General features: G+C 59.2%; 14 protein-coding genes and 2 pseudogenes. 14 read left to right on the forward strand and 2 right to left on the reverse strand.

The window, feature by feature from the left end:
• Positions 1 to 16: 16 nt before the first annotated feature.
• The 4 genes and pseudogenes from EIEH_RS02050 to EIEH_RS17185 all read left to right on the forward strand — a co-directional run.
• A complete protein-coding gene (locus tag EIEH_RS02050; RefSeq protein WP_035608531.1) occupies positions 17 to 1,093 on the forward strand; it encodes a hypothetical protein in 1,077 nt (358 codons plus the stop codon).
• Positions 1,093 to 2,226: a BamA/TamA family outer membrane protein gene (locus tag EIEH_RS02055; protein ID WP_015869603.1), complete on the forward strand. Its 1,134-nt coding sequence runs from the start codon at positions 1,093 to 1,095 to the stop codon at positions 2,224 to 2,226. Before EIEH_RS02050 ends, EIEH_RS02055 begins: the two co-directional genes overlap by 1 nt.
• Complete coding sequence (locus EIEH_RS02060) at positions 2,226 to 3,359, forward strand: DUF4056 domain-containing protein (RefSeq protein WP_015869604.1); 1,134 nt, start codon at positions 2,226 to 2,228, stop codon at positions 3,357 to 3,359. Before EIEH_RS02055 ends, EIEH_RS02060 begins: the two co-directional genes overlap by 1 nt.
• A gap of 119 nt (positions 3,360 to 3,478) precedes the next feature.
• Positions 3,479 to 4,357 (forward strand): annotated as a pseudogene (locus EIEH_RS17185) (carboxylate/amino acid/amine transporter); the annotation flags it as partial.
• Here the strand turns inward: EIEH_RS17185 and metR are convergent.
• Positions 4,257 to 5,219, reverse strand: a complete 963-nt coding sequence (metR, locus tag EIEH_RS02065; RefSeq protein WP_035608534.1) for an HTH-type transcriptional regulator MetR — start codon at positions 5,217 to 5,219, stop codon at positions 4,257 to 4,259. The pseudogene EIEH_RS17185 and the gene metR overlap by 101 nt on opposite strands.
• Positions 5,220 to 5,342: 123 nt before the next feature.
• Between metR and metE the strand changes: the two genes are divergently transcribed.
• Positions 5,343 to 7,619 carry a 5-methyltetrahydropteroyltriglutamate--homocysteine S-methyltransferase gene (metE, locus tag EIEH_RS02070; RefSeq protein ID WP_015869606.1) on the forward strand — a complete coding sequence of 759 codons (2,277 nt, stop codon included), beginning with the start codon at positions 5,343 to 5,345 and terminating at the stop codon, positions 7,617 to 7,619.
• 47 nt (positions 7,620 to 7,666) lie between these two features.
• Here metE and udp read toward each other — a convergent pair whose 3' ends face one another.
• Entirely contained in the window at positions 7,667 to 8,434 is a 768-nt protein-coding gene (udp, locus tag EIEH_RS02075) for a uridine phosphorylase (RefSeq protein WP_015869607.1), read from the reverse strand.
• A gap of 355 nt (positions 8,435 to 8,789) precedes the next feature.
• Between udp and EIEH_RS02080 the strand changes: the two are divergent.
• The 9 genes and pseudogenes from EIEH_RS02080 to tatC all read left to right on the forward strand — a co-directional run.
• Positions 8,790 to 9,967 (forward strand): annotated as a pseudogene (locus EIEH_RS02080) (carbon starvation CstA family protein); the annotation flags it as partial.
• Positions 9,968 to 10,073: 106 nt separating this feature from the next.
• Positions 10,074 to 10,616, forward strand: a complete 543-nt coding sequence (locus EIEH_RS02085) for a DedA family protein (protein WP_035608538.1) — start codon at positions 10,074 to 10,076, stop codon at positions 10,614 to 10,616.
• Between the two features lie 147 nt (positions 10,617 to 10,763).
• A complete protein-coding gene (gene rmuC, locus EIEH_RS02090; protein WP_071525676.1) occupies positions 10,764 to 12,128 on the forward strand; it encodes a DNA recombination protein RmuC in 1,365 nt (454 codons plus the stop codon).
• A gap of 121 nt (positions 12,129 to 12,249) precedes the next feature.
• Positions 12,250 to 13,005 (forward strand): bifunctional demethylmenaquinone methyltransferase/2-methoxy-6-polyprenyl-1,4-benzoquinol methylase UbiE, encoded by a 756-nt coding sequence (gene ubiE / locus EIEH_RS02095; protein WP_015869611.1) that lies wholly within the window; start codon positions 12,250 to 12,252, stop codon positions 13,003 to 13,005.
• Positions 13,006 to 13,020: 15 nt separating this feature from the next.
• On the forward strand, positions 13,021 to 13,626 hold the full coding sequence (gene ubiJ, locus EIEH_RS02100) for a ubiquinone biosynthesis protein UbiJ (protein WP_015869612.1): 606 nt from the start codon (positions 13,021 to 13,023) through the stop codon (positions 13,624 to 13,626).
• Complete coding sequence (gene ubiB / locus EIEH_RS02105; RefSeq protein WP_015869613.1) at positions 13,623 to 15,254, forward strand: ubiquinone biosynthesis regulatory protein kinase UbiB; 1,632 nt, start codon at positions 13,623 to 13,625, stop codon at positions 15,252 to 15,254. Before ubiJ ends, ubiB begins: the two co-directional genes overlap by 4 nt.
• Positions 15,255 to 15,366: 112 nt before the next feature.
• Complete coding sequence (gene tatA / locus EIEH_RS02110) at positions 15,367 to 15,636, forward strand: Sec-independent protein translocase subunit TatA (RefSeq protein WP_015869614.1); 270 nt, start codon at positions 15,367 to 15,369, stop codon at positions 15,634 to 15,636.
• Between the two features lie 3 nt (positions 15,637 to 15,639).
• Positions 15,640 to 16,170 (forward strand): Sec-independent protein translocase protein TatB, encoded by a 531-nt coding sequence (gene tatB, locus EIEH_RS02115; protein ID WP_015869615.1) that lies wholly within the window; start codon positions 15,640 to 15,642, stop codon positions 16,168 to 16,170.
• Positions 16,160 to 16,948 carry a Sec-independent protein translocase subunit TatC gene (tatC, locus tag EIEH_RS02120; protein WP_015869616.1) on the forward strand — a complete coding sequence of 263 codons (789 nt, stop codon included), beginning with the start codon at positions 16,160 to 16,162 and terminating at the stop codon, positions 16,946 to 16,948. Before tatB ends, tatC begins: the two co-directional genes overlap by 11 nt.
• Positions 16,949 to 16,997: the final 49 nt, after the last annotated feature.

The following is a 16,997-nucleotide window of genomic DNA, read 5'->3' on the forward strand; positions in this document are numbered from 1 at the left end:
TATAACGCTTAATAATATGAATAATCGTGCATTGCTGTCCTGTCTTTCCGGCGTGCTGATGAGCGGTGTTGCCCATGCGGCCACGTCGGGTAATACCACCGAGCTCAGCAGCACCCTTCCCTCCTACTACGGCTTGCCCCAGTCGCAGGCCCATGCGGTGGACAGCGTGTCAACTGCCCAGACGCCGGTGCCTGAGGTACAAAAGGAATCGATTCTGCCGATTTGGGGCAATGAGGCGCGTGCGCGCGGCTACGATTTGCCAGAGCCTTTCGGTATTAATGTTAACTATATGAATATGCGCCAGAATATTGTGGTGGATAGCATTGGTTTTAGCGGGTTGGGCTGGGACAGCTATTCGCTGCCTACGGATCTGTTCAACATTAAGGTGGGGAATACCCGTCAGCGTAGCGTCACTCAAACGATTAAGTTGGATGCGTGGGTGCTACCTTTCATGAACGTCTACAGTATCGTCGGCAAGACGCGCGGCAGCTCATTGTCCAAGGTCTCTGTCGATGCCGATCCCAGCCATTATACGCCGGGTAGTATGGATTGGATCATCGCCACTGTCGTTCAGGGAATGAATAAGAGCGGACAGCTACGCGATCTGGATTTCCGGCTGAACTTTAAGGGCACCACCTACGGTGCCGGTACGGTGCTGGCCGGCGGCTACGGCAACTGGTTCGGCTTGGTGGATATGAACTATACCCAGACCCGCTTCGATATCCTTGACGGCAGCATCGACGCCTTTACCCTGTCGCCACGCGTCGGCTACCGCTTCACCACCCCCGGCATTGACGCCGTCGGCTTGCCGGACGGCAAGCTCAGCCTGTGGGTCGGCTCGATGTATCAGGATGTACAGCAGGAGTTTAAGGGCACTCTAAGCGATCTGTCGATGCCGGGTGGATTGTCTGCGCTGATGGAGATTGCCAATAAGCAGGGTCAGGGCCGTTTCGATGTGCACCAGCATCTGTCGTCGCCGTGGAACGTGCTGATCGGCGCACAGTATGAGATCACCCGTAATTTTAACCTGACCACGGAGGTAGGCTTTGCCGAGCGCAATAGCTTCTTTATCTCCGGGGAGTACCGCTTCTGATGCGCCGCCACCTGATGGCTCTGGCGCTGGTCTGTACACTTTCGCCACTGGAGGGACAGGCGGATCTGTTGCCGACGCGTGCGCAGATCGATGAGTGGCTGGGGCATCTGGGTGGCGACGATCGCTTCGATCCGGACAAGGGGATTGACTGGGGGGTACTGCCGGGGCCGTTTTTTAATCCCGAGCTGGGGCTGGGGGTCGGCACCGCGGTGGCTGGGCTGTATCGCCCGGATCCCTCGGATACCGTCAGCCAGAATTCCAGTATTACGCTGAGCGGTTACCTCAGCTCTACCGGCGCCTTTGGGCTGGGAGTTCGCAGCTACAGCTTTTTTGACAATGATCGCTGGCGTATCTTTGTCACCGGTGGGCTCAGCGATACGCCGACCTACTACTGGGGACAGGGCTTCCGCGCCGGGGCCGATGACGATGGTCGGCAGAAATACACGGCGCAGTCGCTGCGGCTACAGCCGGATGTGCTGTACCGGGTAGCGTCTCAGACATACCTCGGCGTCGGCTGGTCGCTGTCGGCGATGCATGCCGCCGATGTTAAGCAAACGGATCGTCTGGCGCAGATTCGCGATGGGCGTACGGTATTCAGCTCTGGCCCCAGCCTATCGCTGCAGTATGACAGCCGGGACTTTGTACCCAATCCGCACAGGGGGATGTTGGCGAGCCTACGCTACACCCACTATACGCCGGAAGCGGGCAGCGATACCCGCTTTGATAACCTGATGACCCGCTTCAGTACCTACCACGCGCTGGATGCGACCCGCGTGCTGGCCTGGGAGATCGATGGTGAGTTTACCCAGGGGGCGGTGCCGTGGAATATGCTGCCGTCGCTCGGCGGCGATCAGCGGATGCGGGGTTACTACCAGGGGCGCTACCGCGATCGTAATCTGATTAGTTCGCAGCTGGAGTACCGGCAGAAGCTGAGCTGGCGCCACGGCGTGGTAGCTTGGGCCGGTGCCGGTACGATGGGGCCAAACGTCAGGGAGCTGGGCAGCAGTCGCTGGCTGCCCACCGTGGGGGTCGGCTACCGCTTCGCCTTTAAGCCCGGCATTAATATTCGTTTGGACTATGGTATTGGCCGCGGCAGTAGCGGTTTTTATTTTCAGGTAGGAGAGGCATTTTGATGACGGCGGTCAGGGGATTGTGTGCGGTGCTGCTGACCTGGTGCGGCGTGGCCGGGGCGTTTGGCCTGCCGATGAGCCTTGATCTGGCGCCGCTGCAGCTCCAGCAGGCGGCTCATGTCTGGCCCGTGAGCGCGCCTTTGCTGCCGCCGGATGGGCTGCGTCCCTGCTGCGCCTTCGGCTATGACCTGAACGCTGAGGCTCTGGGCATACCCATTCCCTTTTACCGTTTGAACAATGTGGTTGAGGCGGATGCGCTGGGCGCTCATCGCTACAACGATAGCCTGTTTGGCGCTCTGGCCAGCCTTGCCGGTCTGGGCAGCGAGCGTAATGGCCTTATATATACGCGTCGTGGTGGATTCTTGGATTTGGCACACGTTCGCGATAGCGCGGATATGACGGTATACATCTTCAGCCATTTGTACCCGCGGTTGGGGCAGGCTTTCCGCCTAGAGCTGGGCGACGAGCTTGCGCGGCGTCAGCTGGTGCTCTCTGCCTTTACGCCACCGCATGAGGCGCGGGAGCGCTACACCCTCGCGGCCTATTTAGCCGCCCGCCTGGCGTTTGAGGTGGCGGCCTGGCATGAGATTGCCCAATGGTATGGCTATGAGTCTATTCCTGGCTTTTCGGAGGGGGTATCGGCGTTTTCCCCAGAGGATCTCTATTCGAATCTGCTGGGGACGCGACTGGCCCTGACGCTGATCCTGAATGGATATACGGCCTCGCTGGGGCAATACAGTGCGGCACTGACGACGTTGCTGCCCCAGGCGCTGTGCCAGTTGCAGGCACAGCCCGCCGTATTGACGCGTTTTCAGTTTGATATGCTGGATGGTAAATGGTGGGATAGCCATCAGGCTGTCCCACAGAAGTTTCTGGTGCTTAAGCGCAACTATGATACCCACGCCGATCGCCTGCCGACCCCGATTCCCGGGGAGCTGACGCCACCGCTGCGCCTGATGCTGCCGGGGCAGGTGTACCATTATGATCTGGCCAGGCTGGCGGAGCTGCGCCTGCTGCCGGGCGCGTCCATGAAACGCCTGCCCGCCCCGCCGCGCTATTACACCTGGCGTGACTTCAGTCATTTGGCGGCATTCGCCCGGACGCAGGATGCGCTGCAGCTTTCGCGTAAGCGTTAGAGGCGATATTGATGCTTGTTTGCATCTTGTTTGACCAGATGTAAACCCACTTCGGGCGGCGATCGGCGGCGCCCTTGGGTAGAATATCGCTCATCAACTGTATCGAATGGATATCTTCCGTGTTTCTACTGCTGGCAACCACGCTGCTGTGGGCCTTTTCGTTTAGTCTGATCGGCGTGTATTTGGCCGGTCAGGTCGATAGCTGGTTTGCCGTGCTGGTGCGGATTGCGCTGGCGACGTTGGTCTTTCTCCCGTTTCTGCGCTGGCGCGGGGTACGTCCACGTCAGGCGCTGGCTTATATGCTGGTGGGCGCTTTTCAGCTGGGGCTGATGTACCTGTTCTACTATCCCGCGTTTCTGTATCTGACGGTGCCAGAGGTGCTGCTGTTTACCATTCTGACGCCGCTGTATGTCACGCTGATTTACGATCTGCTACAGGGGCGACGCCTGCGCCCAGGCTATTTGGGCAGCGCGCTGCTGGCGGTGCTGGGCGCGCTGATTATCCGCTATAACCCGCTCAGTTCACAGTTTTTACTGGGTTTTTCCCTGATCCAGGGGGCCAATCTCTGCTTTGCGCTGGGGCAGGTGGGATACAAACGTCTGATGGAGGTGATGCCGCTGCCGCAGTATCGCGCCTTCTCCTGGTTTTATCTGGGGGCGCTGACGGTTGCACTTCCGGCCTGGTGGCTATATGGCAATCCGCAGATGCTGCCGACCACGTCGCTACAGTGGGGCATTTTGCTGTGGCTGGGCGTCGGTGCCTCGGGGCTGGGGTACTTCATGTGGAACTATGGTGCTACGCAGGTGGATGCCGGTACGCTGGCCATCATGAACAATGCGCTGATCCCGGCGGGGCTGCTGGTGAATCTGGCCATCTGGCAGCAGCATCCTGACTGGTTCAGGCTGACGCTGGGTGGGACAGTGATCGCCCTGTCGCTTTGGGTACACCGGCGCTGGATCGTACCACATCCCGGACGAATGGCAGGCCATCGCAGGCGTGGCGGCGCGCCAGCTGAATAAAGCCGTCCATCACCGACTGGCGCTGCTCTCCCGTGCGCAGCGCCGCATACAGCCGACGCCATAGCCCTTCACCCAGCGTCCGGGTGGTCAGTGCACCCTGGCGCTCGGCACTTTCCGCGACCCAGTGCGGCAGCGCTGCGATGCCCATCCCCGCGGCCGCCATCTGCAGCAGCAGCAGCGTATTGTCGACCTGTTTTAGCCGGGGGGCGATGCCGGCGGGCTGGAGAAAGTGGTTCCAGACATCCAGACGCTGCCGGGCCACCGGATAAATTAACAGCGTCTCCTGCGCCAGATCCTGCGGCCGAACCACGCCTCTGCGGGCCAGCGGGTGCCCGGGGGCCATCACCAAACGTACTTCATAATCGAACAGCGGCGCATAGTACAGCGTGCCGCGCGGCAAAATATCCGAGGTCAGCACCAGATCCAGCTCCCCCTGCTGCAGCGCGGGCTGGGGATCGAAGGTAACGCCGGAGCGAAAATCGAGCGTCACCTGGGGAAACAGGGCCTGAAACTGCGCCAGGGCTGGCGTCAGCCACTGAATACAGCTGTGACACTCAATGGCCAGACGCAGCGTTTGCTGCGGCGGTACCTGGCATGCCTGTAGGGCCTGCTGCACCTGTGGCAGCACCTGATCCGCCAGTGCCAGCAGGATCTCGCCTTGGGGGGTAAAGCACAGAGGCTGGCTTTTACGGACAAACAGACGGTATCCCAGGCGCTGTTCCAATTCACTGAACTGATGAGAGAGGGCCGACTGGGTTTGGTGTAGCCGGGCGGCGGCGGCGGCCAGTGAACCACCGGCGCGCAGAGCCTGCAGCGTTCTTAGGTGCTTCAGCTCGATCATGAGAAACCCTCAGTTAACAAATGAACAGATTGCGCTTGAGTCCTCTACATTACCCGCTGATTATAGAAGTGTAAACATCTGGACATCTAAACATCCATAATTAGCATTGCGAGGTAAAAGAGGATGCAGGCAATCAGTCATACCCTGGGGTTTCCACGTATAGGGTTACAGCGTGAGTTGAAGAAGGCACTGGAGGCCTACTGGTCGGGCAGCGCGCCCCAGAGCGCGTTACTGGCCTGTGGCGCCGAGCTGCGCGCCCGCCATTGGCGGCAGCAGCATAAGGCGGGAATCGATCTGCTGCCGGTGGGCGATTTTGCCTGGTATGACCATGTGCTGGCGACCAGTCTGATGCTGGGGAATGTCCCGGCCCGCCACCGGCGCGCCGACGGCGTTATCGATCTGGATACGCTGTTTGGGATTGCACGCGGCCAAGCGCCAGGAGGAAAGCCCGCAGCAGCGGCGGAGATGACAAAATGGTTTAACACCAACTATCACTATATTGTGCCCGAGTTTACCCGCGGACAGCGCTTTTCCCTTGGCTGGCACCAGCTGCTGGACGAGGTGGATGAGGCGCTGGCGCAGGGATACCGGGTAAAACCGGTGCTGCTGGGGCCGCTGACTTACCTGTGGTTGGGCAAGGTAAAAGGGGCGCCTTTCGATCGTCTGAGCCTGCTGGAGGAGATACTGGCGGTATACCGTCAGGTACTGGCCGCGCTGGCCGAACGCGGGGTTGAATGGGTACAGGTGGATGAGCCGGCGTTGGTGCTGACGCTGCCGCCGGCGTGGCGCGATGCCTATCAGAATGCGTATCAGGCGCTACAGGGGCCGGTGAAGTTGCTGCTGACCACCTACTTTGGCGATATCGGCCACCACCTGCCGACGATCTGTGCTCTGCCGGTGCAGGGGCTGCACGTCGATCTGGTTCAGGGCGCGGGCGATGCGCTGGCGCTCCACCGTCAGCTGCCCGCCGACTGGGTGCTGTCGCTGGGTGCGATCAGCGGTCGTAACGTCTGGCGCGCCGATCTGGCCGATTGGCAGACGCGTCTGCAGCCGCTGGTCGGTCAGCGGCCGATCTGGCTGGGTAGCTCCTGCTCCCTGCTGCATACGCCTATCGATCTGAGTGCGGAAACCCAGCTGGATGAGGAGGTGAAAAGCTGGTTTGCCTTTGCCCTGCAGAAGTGCGACGAGCTGGCGTTGCTGACCCAGGCCCTGAACGATCCTGTGCCGCGGCGGGAGGCGCTGCTGAGCTACAGTACGCCGCTATACCTGCGCCGCCGCTCCGGGCGGGTTCATAACCCGGCGGTAGCCGGGCGTCTGGCCGCGCTGACCGATGCGGATACGCAGCGCCCCAGTGGATACCCCCAGCGCGCTCAGCGTCAGCGCCAGCGTTTTGCACTGCCGCTCTGGCCGACGACGACCATCGGCTCATTCCCGCAGACGCAGGCTATCCGCGCTCTGCGTCTCGACTTTCGCCGCGGGCAGCTGACGCCGGAGCACTATCGTCAGGGGATAGCCGATCACATTCGTCAGGCGATTGGCGAGCAGGAGCTGCTGGGGCTGGACGTGCTGGTGCATGGTGAGGCCGAGCGTAATGATATGGTGGAGTATTTCGGTGAACAGCTGGAGGGTTTTGTGTTTACCCGTAACGGCTGGGTGCAGAGCTATGGTTCACGCTGTGTGAAGCCGCCGGTGATCGTCGGGGATATCAGTCGGCCCGCACCGCTGACCGTCGAATGGACCACCTTTGCCCAGGCTCAGACCGCCCGGCCGGTGAAGGGCATGTTGACCGGTCCGATAACGATGCTGTGCTGGTCGTTTGCCCGTGAAGATGTGCCGCGAGAGGTTATCGCCCGTCAGCTGGCGTTGGCGCTGCGCGACGAGGTAGACGATCTGCAGCGCGCGGGGATCGGCATCATTCAAATCGATGAGCCCGCGCTGCGCGAGGGCCTGCCGCTGCGTCAGGATGAGTGGCAGGCGTACCTGGCGTGGGCTGTGGCAGCGTTTCGCCTGACAGCGGCGGTGGCGTACGATGATACCCAGATCCATACCCATATGTGCTACTGCGAGTTCAATGACATCATGGCGGCGATTGCGGCGCTGGATGCGGACGTGATCACCATTGAGACGGCGCGATCGGATATGGAGCTGTTGGAGGCCTTTTCCCGCTTCGACTATCCCAATGAGATCGGGCCCGGGGTGTACGATATCCACTCACCGAACGTGCCGACGCAGGCGGCGATGGTCGAGCTGCTGCGCCGGGCGGCACAGCATATTCCCGCCGAGAGGCTGTGGGTGAATCCGGACTGCGGTTTAAAGACGCGTGGCTGGGAGGAGACCCGACGTGCGCTGAGCAACATGGTGGCGGCGGCGCGCTTGCTGCGCGCGCAGACGCAGGAATAAAAAACGGGCGGGAGCGACTGCTCCCGCCCGCAATACCGCGGTGATACTTAGTCCTGCAGCAGACGGCGTGCGGCATCGACGACGATTTTTACCGCGTGCGATTCGGTCTGCTTCATGGTCTCCGCGTTGGGGATCTCTTGCTGGGTGCGGTTGACGATGACCCCGGCCACCATCCCGGCGCGCAGCCCCTGGCTGGAGCACATGGTCAGCAGCGTGGCGGACTCCATCTCGAAGTTCATCACGCCCATCTCTTGCCACTCTTTCATCGAGCCGCGGAAACGGCGGGTGACGCGGCCTGAGAAGGTGTCATAGCGTTCCTGACCCGGGTAGAAGGTGTCGGAGGAGGCGGTGATCCCGACGTGGGTCGCGGCGCCGACGGCGTGGGCGGCATCGACCAGTGCGGTGGTACAGGCGAAGTCGGCAACGGCCGGGAACTCCATCGGCGCGAAGTGCAGGCTGGCACCGTCAAGGCGTACGGAGGCGGTGGTGACCAGCACGTCGCCGACGCTGATGTGCGGCTGAATGGCGCCGGTGGTTCCGACGCGCAGGAAGGTACGGACACCCAGTTGTGCCAGCTCCTCTACGGCGATCGAGGTTGACGGACCGCCGATGCCGGTGGAGCAGACGATGATAGCCTTACCGTCCAGCTCGGCGCGCCAGCTGGTGAATTCACGGTGGGAGGCCAGCTTGACCGGGTTCTCCATCAGTTTGGCAATCTTTTCCACGCGCTCCGGGTCGCCGGGCACGATGGCCAGCGTAGCACCGTGCAGATCGCTTTTGGCCAGTCCGAGGTGGAATACTTCAGGTTTAGACATCGCTGCTGACTCCTATGTCATCGTTATCCTCCACTGAGGAACAAGGGATCACTCTACTGAAATTCGTAGGATAAATGCGTGACTCAAGTCACTTGGTGTGAAGGAACGGTATCACGATCGACAAAAAAATGTGATTATATTCACAATATATATCGATAGCGTCGGAATTTTAGACAGATTCCTGTGATGAGGATGACAGATCTTTCGCTCCTGCGCCGCCTTCCCGCGGCTGCCGCTCGGGGGCGTTTTTCGACCGTTTAATCCGCCGGATTACCGCGGGGCGATCCGCGATGACGCTGGCGGAGCCAAAGCGGTTAGGGTTTTCCCTGAAAAATCCTCAGGGGAGATAATAACCATGCAACATGCGATGACCTTCGTGTTGGCAACGCTGTGTATTCTTGCTATTTGCTACCGTCTGTACGGCCTGTTTTTCGTGAGAAAGGTGCTGCGTGCCGACGATAGTGAAGTCACACCCTCACATACCTATGAAGACGGTAAAGACTATGTACCGACCAAGAAGTGGGTCAACTTCGGCAGCCATTTTGCCGCCATTGCCGCCGCGGGACCGCTGGTCGGGCCGGTGCTGGCCGCGCAGTTTGGTTATTTTCCAGGCTTTCTGTGGCTGCTAATCGGCGATGCGGTACACGATACGGTGGTGCTGTTTGTGTAGATGAAGCATCCGGGAAAGTCACTGTCCGAGGTGGCTCAAGCGGAGTTGGGGCCCATTGCCGACTGGTGTACCGGTCTGGATGCTGCTGATGTCGCGCGATTACCTGTCCAGCTTTATGAAAATTAAGGTCTGCGGCGCTCTGCTGGCGGAGTGCGTCGTTGGGGTCATGGCGCTGATCGCCGCCACCTCGCTGCATCCGGAGGACTACTTTGCCATTAACTCCAGTGCTCAGGCCGGGCCGGTGACCCTGGCGGTCGGGGTGACGGATATCTTTATCCGGGTGCCGTGGTTTGGTCGCCAGGCTTCCTACCTACTCCAGTTTGTCATCATGTTCGAAGCGGTCTTTATTCTGACGGCCGTCGATTCCGGCACCGCGTGGCGCGCTATCTGCTACAGGACCTCTTTGGCGATCTGTGGGTGCCGCTGAAGCGCACCGACTGGCTGCCCGGCTCGATTTTCTGTTCTATCGTTGCCTGCCTACTGTGGGGGTATCTGTTCAACTCCGGCGATAGCAACTCGGTATGGGCGCTGTTCGGTGTATCTAATCAGCTGATGGTTTCCATGGGTCTGACCATCGGTGCTACCATCATTCTGCGTCTGGCGCCCAAGTGTATTTACATGCTGACCTGCATCCTTCCGCTGGTCTATCTGCTTATTACGGTGAACTACACCGGTTACCGGATGGTGAAGCACGTTTACTTTAATCTGCAGGCGACGGGCTATAATCTGTTCAACGGGATGATCTCCATCATCATGCTGGTGCAGGGCATGGTGATCCTGCTGTCGGCCCTGCGCAAATGCGTGAGCTGTGGATGAAACGCGGCGATGAGCTGGCCGCGGCGCCGACGGCAACGGCAACGGCCTGCTCCCGTGTTGTCATACGCTTTCCGATAACAACTAACGGCCGATTTAACGGCCGTTGGTTTTTTATTGGGGTGACTACGGGTAAGCTGGACGCTTGACCGTCGTATGAGGAGTGAGGGTGTGCTAGACAGCCTTATTCAAGGCACCATCGAGTTTGTCCGCCTGCATCAGGACTGGGCGGTGCCGCTGGTATTTTTCCTGGCTTTTGGTGAATCGCTGGCCTTTATCTCCCTTTTACTGCCGGCGACGGTGATCCTTTTTGCGCTGAGCGCCCTGCTGGGTGAGGGCGGCGTTCCGTTTGTTCCTGTCTGGTTGGCGGCTGCGTGCGGCGCCTTTCTTGGCGACTGGATTTCCTATTGGCTTGGTTACCATTATCAGCATCAGATCGGCCATATATGGCCGCTGTCGCGGAATCCGCAGATACTGCAGCGTGGTCACCGTTACTTTGAACGCTGGGGGTTTTGGGGCGTATTCTTTGGCCGTTTCCTGGGCCCCCTGCGGGCTGCCGTACCGCTGGTCGCCGGGATCTGCGCCATGCGGCAGCGCTATTTTCAGCTGGCCAACCTGCTGTCTGCGCTGATCTGGGGCGCGGGGATTCTGGCACCGGGTATGCTGGGCATCCGCTGGCTGGGCCAGTGGATTGGGTAGCATTTTGCTGTGCGCCGTCCCGCATTCTGAGCGGTTAATTTCTGGACATCCATACAGTTGCTGATTACCGTGTCGGGCAGGGATCTCACGGGGAGAGGCAGGGTGGAGAACGTAACGCTTTGGATACTGGCGGCATCGCTGGCGGGGATGGTTATCGGTTGGTTGGCGGCGGCCCTGCGGACGCAGCAGGCGCGGGTTGCCCATGAGCAGGCGCTGGGCGCGTTGGATAGCCAGCTCGCTGCCGCCCAGGAGCGGATAGCCCAGCAGCAGCTGTGGCATGAAGAGTGTGAGCGTCTAAACCAGGAGCTACGCGCTCAGCGCGACGTCAATAGCGCCCAGGAGGCCGAGCTGCGCGAGGTGACGATCCGGCTGGAGGAGACGCGCATGGGTGCAGAAGAGAAGCAGCGTCTGCTGCTGAACGCAGAGCAGCGCCTGAACGTCCAGTTTGAGAATCTGGCTAACCGTATATTTGAGCACAGCGGTCGTCGGGTTGAGGAGCAAAATCGACAGAGCCTCGATGCCCTGCTGATGCCGCTGCGTGAACAGCTTGATGGTTTTCGCCGCCAGATAAACGATAGCTTTGGCCAGGAGGCCCGTGAGCGTCACACCTTGACCCACGAGATCCGCAGCCTGCAGCAGATGAACGCCCAGATGGCACGCGAGGCGCTTAACCTGACGCGTGCCCTGAAGGGGGACAACAAGATGCAGGGCAACTGGGGCGAGGTGGTACTGAGCCGGGTACTGGAGTCCTCCGGTCTGCGCGAGGGGCATGAATATCATTCTCAGGTTAGCGTGCAAACGGAGGAGAGCGGACGCATGCAGCCGGATGTGGTGGTACATCTGCCCCAGGGAAAAGATGTGGTGGTGGATGCCAAAATGTCGCTGGTGGCCTATGAGCGCTTTTTCAACGCGGAGGATGAGCACGAGCGTGAGCTGGCACTGCAGCAGCATATACTGTCGCTGCGGGCTCATATTCGCCAGCTGGGGCGTAAGGATTATCAGCAGCTACCCGGTCTGCGCACCCTAGACTATGTGCTGATGTTTATCCCCCTCGAGCCCGCCTTTTTAGCGGCGATCGAGCGCGATTCCGAGCTGATTAGTGAGGCGCTGCGTCACAATATTATGTTGGTAAGTCCGACTACATTGCTGGTGGCTTTGCGCACCATCAATAATTTATGGCGCTACGAGTACCAAAGTCAAAATGCACAAAAAATCGCTGATCGTGCCGCCAAGCTATACGATAAAGTGCGCTTGTTCGTCGATGATATGTCCACTCTTGGGCAAAGTTTGGAACGGGCTCAGTCGAGTTATCGCCAGGCGATGAACAAACTGAGCCACGGGCGTGGTAACCTGATAGGCCAAGTGGAAAGTTTTCGCGGGCTGGGCGTGGAGGTTAAACGTCCGATCAGCCCGGCGCTGGTACAAGAAGCCTGCCAGCCGCTACAGGATGGAGATCCCGCAGTGGTATCCGGCGAGGTGGTGGCGCATCACGGGACTCCTTCTGTGCAGTAAGGGCCTGCGCCGTCCGCGCTCCACCTTATCGTTGACACTGTGTTGCCCGTAGAGGGCGATGTTGAGGCTTTCGCACGCATGCGGAGGTCATGGGACCACCAATTTTAGGTTAAGGAAAGAAATGGTAGATCAAACGCCGGAAACCACTCACTTTGGTTACAAGACCGTCGCCGCCGCTGATAAGGCGGGGAAAGTAGCGCAAGTGTTTCACTCCGTGGCGGGTAAGTACGACCTGATGAATGACCTGATGTCATTCGGTATCCACCGCCTGTGGAAACGTTTTACCATCGACTGCAGCGGCGTGCGCCAGGGACAGCGTGTTCTCGATCTGGCCGGTGGGACCGGCGATCTGGCTGCCAGGTTCTCGCGAATGGTTGGCGAGCAGGGTGAGGTGATCCTGGCCGATATCAATGACTCGATGCTGAAGATCGGGCGTGAAAAGCTGCGTAATATGGGGATCGTCGGCAACCTGAACTACGTGCAGGCCAACGCCGAGGCACTGCCGTTCCCGGAGAACTATTTCGATTGTATTACCATCGCTTTTGGCCTGCGTAACGTGACGGACAAAGACAAGGCGCTGCGATCCATGTTCCGGGTACTGAAGCCGGGTGGACGCCTGCTGGTGCTGGAGTTCTCCAGACCCCAGTTCGTCGCGTTGAGCAAGGCCTATGACGCCTACTCTTTCCATATTCTGCCGCGTATTGGTGAGATGGTGGCACACGACGGCGACAGCTACCGCTATCTGGCAGAGTCTATCCGTATGCATCCGGATCAGGAGACCCTGAAAGGGATGATGGCAGCGGCCGGGTTTGAAAATACCACCTACGATAACCTGACCGGCGGTATCGTGGCTCTGCACCGTGGCTACAAATTTTAATCTGAAGGAATCGGCATGCTGACCCCTTTGTGCACGGCTATGCTGGAAACGGCGCTGAATGCTGCGCTGTATCGGGATCGCGCGCTTCAGTCTGGCCGCCAGCGCCTGGCTGGCCGGGTGCTGCAGATTTCGCTGGCGGAGCTGGAGGATCCCTTTTTCCTGATCTTTAGCCAGCGTCAGGTCGATGTGCTGGCCCTCTGGGAGGGCGCCATCGATTGTCAGGTGACGATGCGGCTATCCGTTCTGCCCCAGCTGCATCAGCGCCGCCAGCTGGCGGCGCTGATGCAGCGCGGTGAGCTGCGCGTCGATGGCGATATTCAGGTCGTGCAGCAGCTGGTTGCCCTGCTGGATTTGGCCGAGTGGGCGCCGGCTGAGCTGCTGGCACCCTATACCGGCGATATTGTGGCACAGGGGCTGTGTTCCGCCGCTCAGCGGGGCGGGCGTGCTCTGTTGGGGTCCCTGCGGCGCCAGCGCCACTACGTGCACGATACGCTGATCGAAGAGTGGCGTTTAGCGCCCGGTACGCTGGAGTTGGCCTGGTTTCAGGAAGAGATCGCTGCTCTGCAGCGCCAGGCATCGGCGCTTGAGCAGCGTCTTGCCCGGCTGGAGAAATGCGTATGACGCCCAGCGAACTGCGCCGACTTTGCCTGATTATTCGGGTTTTTCTCGCCTATGGCCTAGATGAACTGATCCCCCTAATGCGGATTACCCTGCCGCTGCGGATCGGGCGGCGCTGCCTATTCTGGATGCGTAATCGTCACGGGGACAAGCCGCTGGGAGAGCGGTTGCGTCTGGCGCTGCAAACGCTGGGACCCGTGTGGATCAAGTTTGGTCAGATGTTGTCGACCCGGCGCGATCTGTTTGCACCGGCTATCGCCGATCAGCTCGCGCTGCTGCAGGATCGGGTTGCTCCGTTTGACGGTGCGCTGGCGCGCCGGCAGATTGAGGCCTCGCTGGGCGGGCCTCTGGAACAGTGGTTTGACGACTTTGACAGCCAGGCGCTGGCGTCGGCTTCCATTGCGCAGGTGCATACCGCGACGCTGCGTGAGAATGGCCGGGAGGTGGTGCTTAAGGTGATCCGCCCAGACATTCAGCCGATTATCCGGGCGGATGTGCGCCTGATGTACCGGCTGGCGGGATGGGTGCCTAAGCTGTTGCCTGACGGGCGCCGGCTGCGACCGCGCGAGGTCGTACGCGAGTACGAAAAGACCCTGCTGGATGAGCTGAATCTGCTGCGCGAGGCGGCGAATGCGATCCAGCTGCGGCGTAATTTCGATGCCAGTCCGATGTTGTATATACCGGAGGTGTTTTCCGACTACTGCCGTGAGTCGGTACTGGTGATGGAGCGGATTTACGGGGTACCGGTATCCGATATCGCGGCGCTGCGCGCGCAGAACACCAATATGAAGCTGTTGGCTGAGCGTGGGGTGCAGGTCTTTTTTACCCAAGTGTTCCGTGACAGCTTCTTCCATGCCGATATGCATCCGGGCAATATCTTTGTCAGCTATGAACACCCTCAGGATCCTCAGTATATCGGGATTGACTGCGGCATTGTCGGCAGCCTGAACAAGGCGGACAAGCGCTATCTGGCTGAAAACTTTATTGCCTTCTTCAACCGGGATTACCGTAAGGTTGCAGAGCTGCACGTCGACTCGGGCTGGGTGCCGCCGGATACCAATATTGAAGAGTTTGAGTTTGCTATCCGCACCGTATGTGAGCCGATCTTTGAGAAGCCGCTGGATCAGATTTCGTTTGGCCACGTGCTGCTTAACCTGTTCAATACCGCACGGCGTTTTAATATGGAGGTTCAGCCTCAGCTTGTTCTCCTGCAGAAAACGTTGCTGTACGTCGAAGGGCTGGGGCGTCAGCTGTATCCGCAGCTGGATCTGTGGACCACCGCTAAACCCTTCCTGGAGAACTGGCTGCACGATCAGGTTGGGCTGCCGGCGCTGATGCGGGCGCTGAAGGCTAAGGCACCTTACTGGAGCGAGAAGCTGCCGGAGCTGCCGGAGTTGTTGTATGACAGTTTGCAGCAGCAGCGTCGTCTACAGCACAGCATGGACAGTATGACGCACCGGTTGGGACAGCAGGGCAGCAGACAGGGGCGAGCACGCTATCTGTTCGGCATTGGCGCAACCCTGCTGCTCAGTGGTACCATCCTGACCATGGTGAATATTGCGCTCTGGCCAATAGGGCTGTATGTTGCTGGAGGCGTGATCTGGCTCGCAGGCTGGCGTTATACTCGGTGATCCATACCCCGAATTAGCAGGATGTCGAGGGCTGAAAGGCATTCAAAATGACGATGTGTACCGTATAATGCGGCGTCACGAATATAACCCCTTGCGATAGAGGTGAGTAAAAATGGGCGGTATCAGCATTTGGCAGTTGTTGATTATTGCAGTGATCGTGGTGTTGCTGTTTGGCACCAATAAGCTGCGTACTCTGGGTTCGGATCTGGGCGCATCGATCAAGGGCTTTAAGAAAGCCATTGGTGATGATGAAAAAACGCCTCCCTCCAACACGGCAAACAGCAGTGCGGCACCTCAGGATGCAGATTTTAAATCGATCGTTGAGCAGCAGCCTGAAGTGAAGAAAGAAGAGTCCAAGAGTCAGAATAAAGAGCAGGTGTAAACCGTGTTTGACATCGGATTTAGTGAACTGCTGCTGGTAATGGTCATCGGCCTGGTGGTGCTTGGGCCGGAGCGGTTGCCGGTAGCGGTGCGTACGGTGGCGGGATGGATCAGGGCGTTGCGTTCGTTGGCAACGTCGGTTCAGAACGAACTGTCGCAGGAATTGAAGCTGCAGGAGTTGCAGGACAGTCTCAAGAAGGCAGAAACAGCCGGCTTGCAGAACTTGACGCCGGAGCTGAAGGCTTCCATGGATGAACTGAAGCAGGCGGCTGAATCAATGAAGCGCAGTTATCATTCAGAGATCACTGGGTCCGATACGGAGAAGGAGCCTTCGGCGGCGGAAACGATCCCCCATGCGGATATGATGACCAAGCCGGAGGCTGATGTAGCGCTAGCGCCGCGTCAGAGCGCGGTGCAGGATGCACCACCGGTTGTACAGGCAGTACCCTCCACCCACGCCGATGCCATGACTGCCAGTGCGCAGCCCGCATCTTCTCCTTCTACCTCACACGATAGTTCGCAGCATGGCCGTTGAAGATACCCAGCCGTTGATTAGTCATTTGATCGAGCTGCGTAAGCGGCTGTTGAATGCGATTATTTGTATCCTGGTGGTATTCCTGGCATTGGTCTATTTTGCCAATGATATCTATCACTTGGTTTCTGCCCCGTTGATCAATCAGCTGCCGCACGGCGCCAGTATGATCGCGACCGACGTGGCATCCCCCTTCTTTACGCCGATTAAGCTGACCATGATTGTGTCGGTTTTTGTCTCCGCGCCGTTTATTCTGTATCAGGTCTGGGCCTTTGTGGCGCCGGCGCTGTACAAGCATGAGCGCCGGATGCTGACGCCGCTGCTGGTCTCCAGTACGCTGCTGTTCTATATCGGCATGGCGTTTGCCTATTTTGTAGTCTTTCCGCTGGCATTTGGCTTTTTTGCCAAAACTGCGCCGGCAGGAGTAACGATTGCTACCGATATTAATAACTACCTCGATTTTGTCATGGCGCTGTTTATGGCGTTTGGCGTCTCGTTCGAGGTGCCGGTTGCCATCATTCTGCTGTGCTGGACCGGCGTTACCACTCCGGCAGAGCTGAAGAAAAAGCGGCCCTACGTGATTGTCGGCGCCTTCGTCGTTGGCATGCTGCTGACGCCACCGGACGTATTCTCGCAGACGCTGCTGGCGATCCCGATGTGTCTGCTGTTTGAGGTCGGCGTCTTCTTTGCTCGTTTCTATGTCGGCAAACGCCGTCGCGATCCGGAAGAAGAGGATGAAGACGAAGCTCTGCACGATGAAGAGCAGCCCAAAGCAGGCTGATTCTCCCTTCACTGCACAGGCCGCCCTAGGGGCGGCCTGTGCGTTTGGG

It is taken from the genome of Edwardsiella ictaluri ATCC 33202 (assembly GCF_000264785.1).
Taxonomy (GTDB): Bacteria; Pseudomonadota; Gammaproteobacteria; order Enterobacterales; family Enterobacteriaceae; genus Edwardsiella; species Edwardsiella ictaluri.